Source organism: Catellatospora paridis (assembly GCF_009720365.1).
Taxonomy (GTDB): domain Bacteria; phylum Actinomycetota; class Actinomycetes; order Mycobacteriales; family Micromonosporaceae; genus Catellatospora; species Catellatospora paridis.
Window position 1 is genome coordinate 196,151 of record NZ_ML769318.1, and the last position, 13,861, is coordinate 210,011.

At 69.9% G+C, this 13,861-nt stretch carries 14 protein-coding genes; 8 read left to right on the forward strand and 6 right to left on the reverse strand.

Translation table 11 applies throughout. The features are described 5' to 3' along the window. Positions 1-94 precede the first annotated feature (94 nt). Together F9C41_RS20550 and F9C41_RS20555 are read right to left on the reverse strand one after the other, a co-directional pair. Positions 95-1,174 carry a hypothetical protein gene (locus F9C41_RS20550; RefSeq protein ID WP_155388455.1) on the reverse strand — a complete coding sequence of 360 codons (1,080 nt, stop codon included), beginning with the start codon at positions 1,172-1,174 and terminating at the stop codon, positions 95-97. Beyond that, positions 1,171-1,662 (reverse strand): SigE family RNA polymerase sigma factor, encoded by a 492-nt coding sequence (locus tag F9C41_RS20555; protein ID WP_155388456.1) that lies wholly within the window; start codon positions 1,660-1,662, stop codon positions 1,171-1,173. Before F9C41_RS20555 ends, F9C41_RS20550 begins: the two co-directional genes overlap by 4 nt. A gap of 234 nt (positions 1,663-1,896) precedes the next feature. On the opposite strand from F9C41_RS20555, the gene F9C41_RS20560 reads away from it, so the two are divergent. Beyond that, the gene (locus F9C41_RS20560) at positions 1,897-2,388 is read left to right on the forward strand and encodes a PH domain-containing protein (RefSeq protein ID WP_155388457.1); all 492 of its coding nucleotides are present in this window, start codon (positions 1,897-1,899) and stop codon (positions 2,386-2,388) included. Between the two features lie 45 nt (positions 2,389-2,433). On the opposite strand, the gene F9C41_RS20565 is transcribed toward F9C41_RS20560, so the two are convergent. Then, on the reverse strand, positions 2,434-3,018 hold the full coding sequence (locus F9C41_RS20565; RefSeq protein WP_155388458.1) for a LytR C-terminal domain-containing protein: 585 nt from the start codon (positions 3,016-3,018) through the stop codon (positions 2,434-2,436). Positions 3,019-3,132: 114 nt separating this feature from the next. Here F9C41_RS20565 and F9C41_RS20570 point away from each other — a divergent pair, with 114 nt between their 5' ends. After that, positions 3,133-3,780, forward strand: a complete 648-nt coding sequence (locus tag F9C41_RS20570; RefSeq protein ID WP_230689796.1) for a DUF5701 family protein — start codon at positions 3,133-3,135, stop codon at positions 3,778-3,780. Between the two features lie 39 nt (positions 3,781-3,819). Here the strand turns inward: F9C41_RS20570 and F9C41_RS20575 are convergent, their stop codons facing one another. Continuing rightward, the gene (locus F9C41_RS20575) at positions 3,820-4,689 is read right to left on the reverse strand and encodes an aldo/keto reductase (protein WP_155388460.1); all 870 of its coding nucleotides are present in this window, start codon (positions 4,687-4,689) and stop codon (positions 3,820-3,822) included. 186 nt (positions 4,690-4,875) lie between these two features. Between F9C41_RS20575 and F9C41_RS20580 the strand changes: the two genes are divergently transcribed. The 6 genes from F9C41_RS20580 to F9C41_RS20605 all read left to right on the forward strand — a co-directional run bounded on the left by F9C41_RS20580 (position 4,876) and on the right by F9C41_RS20605 (position 11,492). Beyond that, the gene (locus tag F9C41_RS20580) at positions 4,876-6,021 is read left to right on the forward strand and encodes a glycosyltransferase family 2 protein (RefSeq protein WP_196279858.1); all 1,146 of its coding nucleotides are present in this window, start codon (positions 4,876-4,878) and stop codon (positions 6,019-6,021) included. A gap of 139 nt (positions 6,022-6,160) precedes the next feature. Beyond that, positions 6,161-7,129: a lysylphosphatidylglycerol synthase transmembrane domain-containing protein gene (locus F9C41_RS20585; RefSeq protein WP_196279859.1), complete on the forward strand. Its 969-nt coding sequence runs from the start codon at positions 6,161-6,163 to the stop codon at positions 7,127-7,129. Further along, on the forward strand, positions 7,126-9,060 hold the full coding sequence (locus F9C41_RS20590) for a hypothetical protein (RefSeq protein WP_155388463.1): 1,935 nt from the start codon (positions 7,126-7,128) through the stop codon (positions 9,058-9,060). The genes F9C41_RS20585 and F9C41_RS20590 overlap by 4 nt, the downstream gene beginning before the upstream one ends. Beyond that, positions 9,057-10,106: a glycosyltransferase family 2 protein gene (locus F9C41_RS20595; RefSeq protein ID WP_196279860.1), complete on the forward strand. Its 1,050-nt coding sequence runs from the start codon at positions 9,057-9,059 to the stop codon at positions 10,104-10,106. The genes F9C41_RS20590 and F9C41_RS20595 overlap by 4 nt, the downstream gene beginning before the upstream one ends. A gap of 28 nt (positions 10,107-10,134) precedes the next feature. After that, a complete protein-coding gene (locus F9C41_RS20600; protein ID WP_155388465.1) occupies positions 10,135-11,088 on the forward strand; it encodes an NAD-dependent epimerase/dehydratase family protein in 954 nt (317 codons plus the stop codon). Further along, positions 11,085-11,492: an acyltransferase gene (locus F9C41_RS20605; protein WP_155388466.1), complete on the forward strand. Its 408-nt coding sequence runs from the start codon at positions 11,085-11,087 to the stop codon at positions 11,490-11,492. The genes F9C41_RS20600 and F9C41_RS20605 overlap by 4 nt, the downstream gene beginning before the upstream one ends. Here the strand turns inward: F9C41_RS20605 and F9C41_RS20610 are convergent. Together F9C41_RS20610 and lhgO are read right to left on the reverse strand one after the other, a co-directional pair. Then, the gene (locus F9C41_RS20610; RefSeq protein WP_155388467.1) at positions 11,466-12,584 is read right to left on the reverse strand and encodes a DegT/DnrJ/EryC1/StrS family aminotransferase; all 1,119 of its coding nucleotides are present in this window, start codon (positions 12,582-12,584) and stop codon (positions 11,466-11,468) included. The genes F9C41_RS20605 and F9C41_RS20610 overlap by 27 nt on opposite strands. Positions 12,585-12,606: 22 nt before the next feature. Further along, a complete protein-coding gene (lhgO, locus tag F9C41_RS20615; RefSeq protein WP_155388468.1) occupies positions 12,607-13,782 on the reverse strand; it encodes an L-2-hydroxyglutarate oxidase in 1,176 nt (391 codons plus the stop codon). Between the last annotated feature and the right edge of the window lie 79 nt (positions 13,783-13,861).

The following is a 13,861-nucleotide window of genomic DNA, read 5'->3' on the forward strand; positions in this document are numbered from 1 at the left end:
CAGGTCGCAAAGCAACGCGGCCGCATCGCGACCGCGTTGTCCGCCTGTTGAGCGAGCACCGGAAAACGTGGGTGGCCGTCCGGGACGGCCACCCCTACTCCGAAAAGGGCGCACGCATCGAGAATCCGGTCTCCTGCATGATCTGCCAGACGATGCCCATCGTGAGTTGCGCCCGTCGCGCCCCGTTGTCCAGGCCGCGCCCGGTGCACGAGCTGAAGATCGCCCATACCCGTGTCGTGGTGGTGCCGGAACGCACGATGAGCATCGCGTCCGCGATGACGGGACCCTCCTGCGTGCACACGCGTGCCGGGGGGTCAGGGTTGGCGCCGGGCTCGGCCGCGTTCAGTCTGTCGGCCAGGCGCACGGCGTCGACCCCAGCGAGAGCCATCGATCTGCGCAGCCGGCCTTCGACCTGCTCATTCCCGAATCCGGTGTGATAGACGCAGATCGCGATCGATGCCGGATACGGCGGTACGAACGGACCGGTCGAGAGGCTGTCCACGACGCTCGGCTCACGGACCGGCCGCAGCGTCGGGCAACCTGCGTGGTCGACGTCCACCAGGCGGAAACTCCCGAGGATGTGCTCGGTCTTCGCCGCGTTCATCGTCCGGACCGTTAGGCCCAGCCGCCTCGACGGGACCTCGATCGCTCCGGCGTAGCGCCCGTCGGGCAGCCGGAAGTCGCCGCGCAGGGCCGGGACCCCGTCGATGGTCACAGGTCGCATTTGGGGCTTGGTGTCGCCCTCGGTCCCGGTCCCGAGCAGGGCGACCTCCTTGTCGACCGGCTCGGTCCAACCGCAGGTATGTTCGGAACGCGGGAACCGCGCGACGCTCGGCGCGTTGGTGCCGAGACAGCCGAAGTCCTCCTGTGTCCAGTCGCCGGGGACCATGACCTGGGCGCCGAGCCAGCTTTCCCAGCGCCATCCGGTCGTGTCCGGGCCGGCGACCGGTGCCGGGTCGGCGTGGCGTCCCCCGCCGGTGGCGGCGACGCCGACCACGGCACCGCCCAGCACCGCGAAGACCGCCACGGCCACGCCGACCGCCCGCATGGTGCGCCTGCGGCGGTCCGCCCGCGCCCGTACCGCCACGACCAGGCCCGGGGCACGACCCGAGACCAGATGCTCATGGTGGCGGAACGTGTCGCGCACCAGGGTTTCCGTCTCAAGTTCCTTCACGGCAACGCCTCCCACTCCATTTCAGGCACGACCGTTCGCAGCGCGGCCAGCCCTCGCGCCGCCTGCGACCGGACCGTGCCCTGCGCACAACCGAGCACCACCGCGATCTCCGCGTCGGAAAGGTCCTCGTAGTACCTGAGCACGAGGACCGCCCGCTGCCTGTTCGGCAGCCGCCCCAGCAGCTGCCAGGCGGCGTCGCGCGCCTCGTACCGGCTGGCGCCGCCCGCCACCCGGTCCGCCGGCGTACCCACGAGGAGCTCCCTCGTGCCCCGCCGCCTCCACCACCGCAGATGGTCATTGACCAGCACTTTCTTCAGGTACGCCTCGGGCCGCTCCATCGCCGCCACGCGGGACCAACGTACGTAGGCCTTGGCCAGCACGGACTGCACCAGGTCCTCGGCGTGGTGCCGGTCGCCGGTGAGCATCAACGCCAACCGGAGCAACGCGTCACCTCGGGCGACCACGAAGTCCTCGAACGTCGGCTCCATCGCACCTCCCATGACTTCCTAAGGCTGCGGGGTGCTTCAACTGCTGCACGGTGAGCGAAAGAATTTAGGTCACTTGGACCTGCGTCCCGGACAGGATCGCGGCCTGCCCGTGGCTCGGGCGTGAGCGACCGTTGTGCACCGCCCGTCGTGTTTGTGGTCGGTGAACTGCTGGGCGCGTCGGCGAGGACGCCCACGCCTCCGGTTGTGGCCTCTGAGCTGGCATAATCCGCTGACGTGAGTGCCGATCAAGTGCCTGCCGGGGCTGTGCCGGGCAGGTCACGGCTGCCGCGGACCTTCCGTAATCGCGCCTACCCGGTGCTGGGCTGGACCTTCATGATCCTGGGGCCGCTCTTTCTCGCCTGCTCATGGGCGGTGGTGGGGAAAGCCGACGGCGCGTTCCTGTTCGTGCCGCTCGCCATCGGGATCGTCGTGTTCTGCTGGCGCGGCTACATACGTCCCCGTGTCGTGGCCGGCGTCGACGACGTCACCGTGGTGAACATCGGGAAGACCCATATCGTCCCGTGGCTCGACATCGAGCGTTTCGAGGCCGACTACCTGCTGGTCGTCGTACGACGGCCGGAGCTGGGTGGTCCGATCCGGGTATGGGCCGTGCAGGCGGCGAAGCTGGCTCGGAGGACCGGACACAGGAGCCGGGCCGACGACGTCGCCGACGAGCTCAATGCCCTCCTCCGCACTGCGAAGGCAAATGCGGGGAAGGCCGGTTGACCTCTGTACCTCGTGTGGCCGCGCCGGGTGGCGTGGCCGCGGCCGTCAGCGGCGGCAGGTGCCGGGCGGCAGGGCCGGACGTCCCAGCAGCGCCATGCGGTGCCGCATCTCGGTCGACGTCGCGAGCAGCTTGAACTGCCCGCCCACCACGAGGTCCACGTCCGGGGTCCGGCGAGCGGGGTCGAACTCGAGCTTGACCTTGTCCTCTTCCTCGGCCTCGGCCACGTAGCCGCGCAGCAGGTGGGCCGCGCCGACGGCGTCGGGTCCGAACCGGAGGACGGCGACCCTGCCGGGTTGCCGCGTCTGCTCGTTGCCGATGGCGCCAACGCTCAGGCCGCGGTCGCGCAGGCCGGCGGCGACGGTCCCGGCCAGGTCGGCCGTCGGGGTGCCGTTGAAGACGTTGACCTGTGCCTGTTTCTCCAGCGGGATGTCGAGGCTGACCGGCGTCTGCCCTGGCCGGCAACCGTCGGGCAGGGCGCCGCCCGGCGGTGTCGGGGCGTGATCGGTCACGGTCAGGACCGTCGTCACGAGGGCCACGACGGCTCCGGCGACGACGGCGAGGACCGCCAGGCGGACGCGTCGGCGGGCGCGGCGGGGCTCGACCGTCTCCGGTGCGGCTGTGGTGGTCATGCTTTACCAGACACCCGGGTGGTCGCGGGAGGTTGCGCCGCTTCGCGGCCGTTCGTGGGCTCGCGTTCGCCGGGCGGGATACGGTCGCAGCCGATGCCGTCATGGAGGTCCGTCATGCCTGAGCCGCTGCCCGTCCTGAGCGAGCAGGCCAGCCGCCTGGTCGAGCTGGGTCTGCACGAGGGTGCGGGGCTGTCCGCGGAGCAGGTGCACGCGGTCGCGGCGACCGGTGGGACGAACGCGCTGCTGGTGATCCATCCGGGCCGGGTACGGCCGTCGTCGCTCGCGCCGCTGCTGCAGCGGGACGGCAGGGCCGGGTTCGTGGTGGAGGACATGACAGACGTAGACGCGTTCGCGCCGATCGACGCCGCGGTCCCGCCGCCGTCGGCGCTGTACCTGCTGCACGACGTCGATCGCGGGGACGCGATGGCCGGCTGGAGTCCGGACGAGGCCCTGCCGGCGATCACGGCTGCGTCGCGTACGCCGCTGACTCTTGTCGAGGGCATCATGTGGCTGCTCCAGCAGCCGGACGCGCTGGAGCGCAACCGCTGCTTCATGACCGTCGGGTCCCGGCTGCGCCGGGCGAACGGCTCGCTCGACGCGCGGACCCCGGCCCTGTGGATCAGCAACGGCACCGGCCGGGACGGCGCCGCCCGCCGGCACGCGCCGAAGGTCGGCTGGTGCTGGGCCGGCAACCGGCACACATGGCTCGGCTTCGCCTCGGCGGCCGCGCGGTCGCCACTGGCCGGGGCGGGTCCGGCCTGAGGACCGGCCCGGTCGTGCGGTTGCGGCCCGGACCGCGCGTCAGACCGCTGTTTCGAGTTCCCGGTACTCCGCGTCGGTCAGCGTGAGCTCGGCGGCCGCGATGTTCTCCTCGACGTGCGCGACGCTCGAGGTGCCCGGGATCGGCAGCATCACCGGCGAGCGCCGCAGCAGCCAGGCGAGTGCCAGCTGGGCCGGGCTCGCCCCGTGCCGCTCGGCGGCCTGTGCCAGCGGTCCGCCGGGTTTGGCCAGCTCGCCGGTCGCGATCGGGAACCACGGGATGAAGGCGAGGTTCTGCTGCTCGCAGTGCTGCAGCACGTCCTCGGCGCTGCGGTTGACCAGGTTGTAGAGGTTCTGCACGGACACGATCGGCGCGAGTTTGCGCGACTGCTCGATCTGCGCCACGGTCACCTCGGACAGCCCGATGTGCCGGATCTTCCCCTCCTGCTGCAGCAGCACCAGCTCGCCGAGCTGGTCCTCCAGCGGGACCTTCGGGTCGATGCGATGCAGCTGGTAGAGGTCGATGCGGTCCAGGCCGAGGTGGCGCAGGCTCAGCTCGCACTGCTGGCGCAGGTACTCCGGCCGGCCCACCGGCCGCCAGTCGCCGGGGCCCGCGCGGGTGAATCCGCCCTTGGTCGCGATGACCAGGCCTTCGGGGTACGGGTGCAGCGCCTTCTTGATCAACATCTCGCTGACGAAGGGCCCGTAGGAGTCGGCGGTGTCGATGAGGTCGACGCCGAGCTCCACGGCACGCCGCAGCACGCGGACGGCCTCGTCCGGGTCGGCGGGGTCGCCCCAGACCCCGGGGCCGGTCAGCTGCATCGCGCCGTAGCCGAGCCGGTTGACGGGTAGGTCTCCGCCGATGGAGAAGCGGCCCGAGGCCGCCGCGGGAAGGGTGCTCTGCGCCGTCATGAGTGCTCCTCGTCTGGTGCTCGCCGGACGCCATGCCTCGCCGAACAGCCTAGCCGGATGCGGTTCGGGCAGGTCGGGAAAGAGCCCACGCCGACGGTGAACGCGGGGACGGGCCGGGGCGGCGGGGCCCCTGATGACCATTTGGGCCTGGCGCGCGGTAGGGGGCTTCTGGCACCCTTTGCTGACGTGAGACATGAATCCCCCTCGCCCTCGCCCTCGCCTCGCATCTCGTTCGTCGTGCCGGTGTACGGCGTCGAGCGGTTCCTGGGGGAATGCCTCGAATCGCTGCTGGCCCACCCCGGCGATGACATCGAGGTCGTCGCGGTGAACGATGCCTCGCCCGACGGCAGCGGGGCGATTCTGGACGCCTTCGCGGCCCGCGACTCCCGCGTGCGGCCGGTGCACCTGACCGCCAACGTCGGCCTGGGCAGGGCCCGCAACGCCGGGCTCGCGCAGGCGAAGGGCGACTACGTCTGGTACATCGACTCCGACGACTGGATTCCGGACGGGGCAGTGCAGACGGTGCTCGACCGCCTCGCGCTGCACCACCCCGACGTGCTGATCGTGGATCACGCCGAGGTGTTCGGCGACGGGACCGTGGTGCCGCGGCTCTCCGCCGGGCTGCTGGGCGACGCACCCACCCCGCTGCCCCTGTCGCGGCGCCCGGAACTGCTGCGGCTGGCGCAGTCGGCCTGGTCCAAGATCGTCCGGCGCGCCTTCCTGGAGGAGAGCGGCCTGCGCTTCCACCCCGGCTGGTACGAGGACGTGGCGTACAGCCACCCGCTGCTGATGGCTGCCGGCACCATCGACGTGCTCGACGTGGTCTGCTACCAGTACCGCCAGCAGACGCCCGGGGCCATCACCGCCTCCGTGTCCGACCGCCACTTCGAGGTGTTCGAGCAGTACGAGCGCCTCTTCGCCGCCGTGGACAAGGCCGGCGGCGGGTTCGAGCAGTTCCGGCCCGAGCTGTTCCGCCTCATGATCAATCACTACCTGGTGATCATCGGACACGACCGGCGGCTCGGGCAGAGCATGCGCAAGGCCTTCTTCCGCCGCATCGCCGAGGACTACCGCCGCCGGCTGCCCGACGGCGGTTACCTGCCCCCCGGCGGCCTCAGCGGGCTGAAGCACCGGCTCGTGCGCTACGACGCCTACGGGGCGTACACACTGCTGCGCCTGGCGCACCGGCTGACCTCGCAGCGGCTCGCGGCTCTGCGCGGCTCCCGCAAGGCCACCCCGGCGCTGCGCCTGCCGGCGCCGACGACCGGCGTCGCCGCCGTCCCGCGCCAGCGTGCCGAAGTCGACGCCGCGGTGCTCGACTCGACCCGCTGACCAGGAAGTCCAGTAGACGATCTTCGCCGAGTTCGGACGCCTGTCCTGCGTGTTAGGGTGGCGGCCGACCTTGCCGAAACCCCCGCCGGCGCATGGGATGAGACCGCTGAACAAGCATCAGGACACCCCCAAGAGATCGATGCTGCAGCGGCTTGCGCGCATCGGTGTGATCGTGCTGATCACCGCGGCGATCGGGTGGTCGGTGGCGCGGCAGTGGGACGAGGTCGTCGAGATCTTCCAGCGGCTTTCCTGGCCGCCGGTGGTCGCCGCAGTCCTTGCCGTGCTGGTGGGCATGGGCGCCAACGTCCTTGCCTGGCGGGCCGCGCTGGCCGATCTGGGCTTCCGGGTGGACGTCGCGACGGCCGGCCGTATCACGCTCATCGGCAACCTGGCCAAGTACGTTCCCGGCAGCGTCTGGTCATATGTGCTGCAGATGGAGCTCGGCCGCCGAGCCGGCCTGCCGAGATCCCGGGCATTGCTCACCTCGATGATCGCGACGGGGCTGGGCATGACGGCCGGGCTCGCCCTGGCGCTGTCCGTCGGACTGCCCGCCCAGGGCGGCAGCCTGGACCAGTTCATCAAGATCGTGATGCTGATCGTCGTGCCGGTGGCCCTGATCTGTGCCGTTCCCGCCGTCGCCACCCGGCTGATCAATCTGGCCCTCAAAGCCCTGCGCCGCGATCCCCTTGAGCAGTCCCTGACCTGGCGCGGAGTGCTGCGGACCGTCGGCTGGAGCGCTGTGGCCTGGCTCTTCTTCGGTCTGCACCTCTGGCTGCTGGTCAACGCGCTGACCCCCACCGGCTTCGACGGCCTGTTGCGCTGTGTGGCGGCGATCGCGCTGGCGATGGTCATCAGCACCTTCGCCGTGTTCGCCCCCTCCGGGCTGGGCGTGCGGGAGGGGCTGCTGGTCGCCGCGCTCACCCCGTTCCTCGCACCGTTCGCGGGGGACGTCGAGCGGGCCGCCGGGCTGGCGCTGGGTCTGGCGCTCGCGTCGCGCGTCGTCTTCACCGTCGCCGACCTGGTCGCCGCCGGTCTCGCCGCCCTGTCCGCCAGGCGGGTTCTCCAGGTCAACGCCGCGGTCTCCCCAGACGTGAGCTACCTTCCATGAGGCCGGTCGAGGGCGCCGAGCTGGAGGTAAGCTCACCGCTCGTGACGTCCAGCAGTGCTTCCGTCGAGGCCGAGTCCGAAGTGCGGGCACCGCAAACGGTCGAGGGTCCCGCGCGAGCGGATCGACCGCGCTCCCTGACGATCATGCTGTTCATCGCGTTGGCGCTGGCCTCCGCGAGCTGGATCACGGCCGTGGTGATCTCGGCCGATCGCGGTCTCGACGTCAGCGACGAGGGGTTCTACCTCCTGTCGTATCGCTGGTGGTCGACGAATCTGCACACCTTCACCGGGGTGCAGTTCCTCTACGGTCCGGTGTTCGAGCTGCTGGGCTACGACATCGCCGGGCTGCGCCTGTTCCGCCTGCTCACGGTCGTGCTCACCCATGTGGCGTTGGGCTGGACGTTCATGAGGTGGCTGCGGCCGCGCCGACCGCATGCCCCGTCCACATCGGTGTGGGAGCTGTCCGGCGCCGCGGCGATCGTCGCCTGCGGCGCTCTGGCATATGGCTGGCTGCCGCGCAGCCCTGGATACAACGACGTCACGCTGCTGACCGCGATGCTCGCCATGGCGCTCGTCCTCGTCCTGGCCAGGAGCGTGGAGTCCGGCGCCCGGAGCCGGGCCTGGGTGCCCGTCGCCCTCGGTTTCCTGATGGTCGTCTCGATGCTGGCGAAGTGGGCATCGTCGGTGCTCACCTTCGGCCTGATCGGGGTCGTCGCGGTGGCGGTGCTCTGGCGCAGCGGCTGGCGGACCATCCTGCGTTTCCTCGGTTGGACCGTCGCCGGGGTACTGGCCTGCGCGGCACTGATCCACGTGCTGATCATTCCGCTGGACGTGGCGCTGCCGGAGATGGCGGCGGTCACCAAACTCGTGGCCGCCGGGGCCAACGACCCCGTCAGCCTGCTCGGCATGTACGCGCGTACCGGCGCGAAGGCGCTGCTGATCGCCGGCAAGGCGCACTATCTGCTGGTCCTTGCGGTCTTGCTGGCTCTGGCCAGCCGCCGTCGCGCGGTCCAGATCGCCGCCGCAGTCATCGGGCTGGCCGGATTGGCCGTGTCGATCCGTTACGTGATCCTGACGAAGGGACACTTCGGCGGCCCGGCTCATCTGTCGAAGTACGCGAACAGCCTCATCGCCCTGGTCTGCCTCGGTCTGCTGGCGGGCGCCGCCCTGCTCGTGCGCGACCGGTGGCGCGGGCGTGACCAGTCGTCGCTGAGCCGGTCGGATCGGCGCACCTGGCTGCTGTTCGCCACGCTCCTGCTGTTGCCCGTCGTGCAGGCGATGGGGACGGGCAACGCCATCTACCTGATGGCCGTCAACGGGTTCGCCGTGTGGATGGCGGCGATCATCTTCGTGCTGACCGGCATGGACCGAGCCCCGCGGGTCGCCCGGGCGCTGACGGCGGTCGTCGCGGCGGGCGCCGTCCTGGTCTCGGTCAACATCGGCGCGACCGGCATCCTGCGCTTCCCCTATCGCACCGCCGGCTACAGCGCGTCGACCGAGACGGTGGCGGGCGTCGCCGCCCTGTACTCGATCAAGCTCGAGCGCGAGCGCGCGGACGGCTACAGCAAGCTCTACGGAATGCTGAAGCCGTATGTCGAACCGTCGGGACGGGCCGTGATGGCCTTCGACGAGAAGGCCGGCTTGGTCCTGATGCTCGGCGGGCAATCCGTCGGCGAGGCGTGGTATTCCTTCCAGGCCCGCGAGCGCACGGCGGCGGGGATCGTCGCGGTCTGCGCCGGCGGAACGGCCTGGCCAGGCGGTCGTCCACCCGTTCTTTTGTTCTCCCGACCGGTGGCCGCCACGGAGATCGATGCGCTAAGGTCTTGCGGTCTCTCGTTCGAGAACGACTTTCGGTTGTTGGCCCCCAAGGAGGAGACGATGGGGATCGCCGTCTATGTGCCGAGCAATGAGGGTGAGGGCGCACCATCGTGACGAAACGACGGCCGCTCGTCTCCATCATCGTTCCGGCGCTCAATGAGGCTGACAACGTCGCCGCCCTGATCAAGCGGTACTGCCAGTTCCCGGTGGAGAACCCGGACTACGACTTCGAGCTCGTCGTCATCGACGACGGCTCGGTGGACGGCACCGCCCAGCGGGTCGTCGACCTTGCCCCGCCGGAGGAGCGCGTCACGGTCGTCCGCCTGTCGCGTAACTTCGGCTCGCATTACGCCACCTCGGCCGGATTCGCCAACTGTGCGGGCGACTGCGCGATCATGCTGGGCGCCGACCTTCAGGAGCCGGCGTCGCTCATCGCCGACTTCCTCGCCAACTGGCGTGCCGGCTCCGAGGTGGTGTGGGGCATCCGCCGCTTGCGTGTGGGCCGTTCGGCGTTGGCGGAGCTGCAGTCCAAGGCGTTCTCCTGGCTCTTCGCCAAGTTCACCGATCTGAAGAACTACCCGGCAGAGGGGCCGTCCGGCGTCCTGGTGGACCGGATCGTCATCGACGAGCTCAACAAGATGGAAGAGCAGAACCGCAACACCCTGGCGCTCGTCGCCTGGCTGGGCTTCACCCAGACCCGAGTCAGCTATGACCAGGAGCCGCGCAGGAACGGTGAGTCCCGGTGGACGCGCCGTAAGATGATCAAGCTCGCCGTCGACTCGTTGATCCAGTTCTCCTCGATGCCGCTGCGGGCATGCACCTACACGGGTATCACCGTGGCACTGCTCGGCCTGGCCTACGCGCTCCTGCTGATCGGGCAGAACATCGCCGGCACGCAGACCCCGTCCGGCTGGCCGACCATTCTCGTCATCATGCTGTTCATCGGCGGAGCACAGCTCGCCATGATCGGCATCATGGGCGAATACCTCTGGCGCGGCGTCGAGGAGTCCCGGCGCCGGCCCCACTACGTGCTGCGCAGCGTGGACTCGTCCGGGCCGGCACGGCCCGCCCCGCGACCCGCCATGCATGCCGCCGCCACCCCGCACCACGCCGTCGTTCCGGCGCCCCGCACCGAACTGCAGCCAACGATCATCAGCTAGGCAACGATCATCAGCTAGGAGACCCCTCATGAAGAAGCACGACAGCACCGTCTTGGTGACCGGCGGTCTTGGCTACATCGGCAGCCATGTCACGCACGATCTCCTGGCGCGCGGTTGGCGGGTGCGCATTCTCGACAACTACTACCGCTGCGACCGCGCGGTCGCAGCGTCGCTGGCCAAACTGGACGACGTCGAGGTCATCGAGGGCGACGTGCGCTACGCCAACGCCGTCGAGAGCGCGATGCAGGGCGTCGAGGCGGTGGTGCACCTGGCCGCGGTGTGCATCAACAAGAGCGTCTCGGACCCGACGGAGAGCCTGGACGTCAATCTGCTCGGCACGCAGAACGTCTTCGACTCGGCCGCCCGCAACTCGGTGCACCGCATCGTCTACTCGTCCTCGGCCTCGGTGTACGGCAACCCGACCTCGCTGCCGATGCGCGAGACCGACAAGCCGGCCCCGATCACGCCGTACTGCACGGCCAAGCTCGCCGGCGAGCACCTGCTCAGCTTCTACGCCGAGCGGTCCAAGCTGTCGTGGCTGGCGCTGCGATTCTTCAACGTCTACGGCCCCGGGCAGCCGACCGACGCCTACTACACCTCGGTCGTGCTGACCTTCCTGCGCCGCCTGGCCGCCGGCGACGCGCCCATCATCGACGGGCGTGGCGAGCAGTCGATGGACTTCGTCCACGTCACGGACGTGGCCCGCTCGGTCGGCATGGCCCTAGACTCGACCGCCACCGGTGAGGTGCTCAACGTCGGCACCGGCACGCAGACCACGGTCGCCCAGCTGGCCGACCAGCTGATCAAGGCGGTCGGCGCCGACGTGCAGCCGGTCTTCCGCCCGCGCGAGGTGCTGGTCACCCAGCGCGAGGCGTCGATCGAGCGCATCCGCGAGCTGCTCGGCTGGGAGCCGACGATCGGTCTGGAGGAGGGGCTCGCCTCGGTGGTGCATCACCTCAAGACCACCGGCGAACTGGGATGACACCCAACCCGTACAACCCGCTGGCGTGGTTCGTCGGCGAGCCGGTCATCGGCGAGCGGACGTGGATCGGCCCGTTCTGTCTCATCGACGGCTCGGGCGGGCTGGAGATCGGCCGTGGCTGCGACATCTCGGGTGGGGTGCACATCTACACCCACTCGAGCGCGAAGCGGTGCGTCACCGACCGGGCCGTCGAGATCGAGCGCAAGCCGGTCAAGATCGGTGATTGCACGTTCATCGGCGCCAACGCGGTGATCCACATGGGCGTGACGATCGGCAACCACTGCATCGTCGGGGCAGGTGCGGTCGTGAAGATCGACCTGCCCGACTACAGCGTGGCGGTGGGGGTGCCCGCGAAGATCACGGGCACCGTCGATCCGTCATCTGGCAAGATCACGTACCACTGAGACGACCCGGAGCTGGTCCTCCTCGGACAGCTCCGGGAACATCGGCAGCGCCACCTGACGCTCGAACACCCGCTTCGACACCGGGCACGGGTTCGTCGTCCCGTAGACCGGTTGCAGGTGCATGGCGTAGGTGCCGATGTTCGAGCCGATCCCCTGCGCCCGCAGGCCCATGATGAGCGCGTCACGGTCGATGTGATCGTCGACCGTGATCGCGTACGTCTGCCAGGTCGGCTCGCGGTCCTCCGGCACGACCGGCGCGTGCACGCCCGGCACGTCGGCGAGCAGCTCGGCATAGCGAGCCGCAACGCTCCGCCGGGCCTTGGTGAACTCGTCCAGTCTGGACAACTGCACCACCGCGATCGCGGCGAGCACGTCGGACAGCTTGTAGTTGTAGCCGATCTCCGGGAAGGTCGGGATCGTCAGCTTGTCGGAGTTCTGCCGGGCGAACGCAGACTGCATGCCGAAGCAGGACGCCGCCCGGACCCGGGCCGCCAGTTCGGCATTGTTCGTGGTGAGCACGCCGCCCTCGCCCGAGGTGATGCCCTTGCGCGCGTGCAGCGAGAAGATCGCGACGTCGCCGAAACTGCCCGTCGGGCGCCCGGCATAGGTCCCGCCGGCCGAGCAGGCCGCGTCCTCCACCAGGAACAGTCCGTGCTTGGCGGCGATCGCCTCGAGCTCGGTCCAGTCCGCGGGAATGCCGAGCGCATCCACCGCGATGATCCCCCGCGTGTTGGGCGTGATGAGCGCCTCGACGACAGCCGGATCGATCGTGGCGGTGTCGGCCCGCACATCGGCGAACACCGGCTTCGCCCCGCAGTACAGCACCGCGTGCCCGGTCGCCGGGAAGCTGTAGTCGCTGACGATGACCTCGTCACCCGGCCCGACGCCCAGCGCCATCAGCGCCAGGTGCAGTCCGGCCGTGCAGTTGTTCAGCGCGATCGCGTGCTCCTGGCCGGTGAGCTCCTTGAAGCCCTCCTCGAGCGTCGCGCTGCGGGGGCCTTGCCCGGCCAGCCAACCCGATTCGAAGACGTCGGCGACGGCGGCCAGTTCGGCGTCACCGACGGACGGCCTGGTGAGAGGAATATTGTTCACCGTTGGAGGTTACCTGCTCAGGTCACTTACGCGACAGGCTGACCGCGGCGATGTGCTTGGCGATCTCCAGCGAGCTGGTGGCGGCCGGCGAGGGCGCATTGAGCACGTGCACCTGCGGCCCGTTCTCGACGATGAGAAAGTCGTCGACCAGTGCGCCGTCGGGCGTGATCGCCTGAGCGCGCACGCCCGCCTCCGACGGCATCAGATCGTCGATCGTCAACTCGGGAACCAGCCTGGCCAGGCTGGCGGCGAACAGCGTCTTCGACAGTGAGCGCCGCACCTCGGTCAGTCCGTATCGCCAGTGCTTGCGGGCCAGCCGCCACGCGCCCGGGAACGTCGCCGTGCCGGCCAGGTCCCGCAGATTGATCTGGTTCCAGTGGTAACCCTCACGGCGCAGCGCGAGCACGGCGTTCGGCCCGGCGTGGACACTGCCGTCGATCATGCGGGTGAGGTGCACCCCGAGGAACGGGAACTGCGGATCGGGAACCGGATAGATCAAGCCCTTGACCAGGTGCCGGCTGTCAGGCTTCAGCTCGTAGTACTCGCCTCGGAACGGCATGATCTGCGCCGGCACGTCCACACCGGCGAGGCGGGCGATCCGGTCGGCGTGCAGGCCGGCACAGTTGATCAGCACGTCGGCGGTGAAACTGCCGAGTGTCGTGGCGACCCGCGCCACAGCGCCCTCCTGGCGGATCCCGGTCACCTTCGCCCCCAGGACGACGTTCGGGATCTGCGCCGCCAGCGCCTGGCACACCTGGGCGTAGTCGGTGATGCCGGTGGACTCGACATGCATCGCCGCGACACAGGAGACGTGTGGCTCGAGCTCGCGCGCCTGCCCCGGAGTCAGCATGCGCACCGGCAGCCCGTTGGCCAGCGAGCGTTCATACAGCGCCGTCAGCCGGTCCAGCTCGCCGTCCTCGGTGGCGACGATCAACTTCCCGCACACCTCGACGGGTATGCCGTACTCCCGGCAGAACGCCACCATGGACCGGCTGCCGTCGCGGCTCATGCGTGCCTTCAGCGAACCCGGCTTGTAGTAGACGCCGGCGTGGATCACCCCGGAGTTGTGCCCGGTCTGGTGCAGCCCGACCGACTGCTCCTTCTCCAACACCGTGACCTCGACGTCCGGCCGATCCTGCACGATCCGATACGCCGTCGCCAGGCCGACGATCCCGCCGCCGATCACCACGCATTTCATCCCGCAAGTGTGAGGGGGGTGGGGGGGCGGCCGCGCCGCGCCCCCCCCGGGGGCCGGGCCGGGGGTGGGGAGGGGGGTG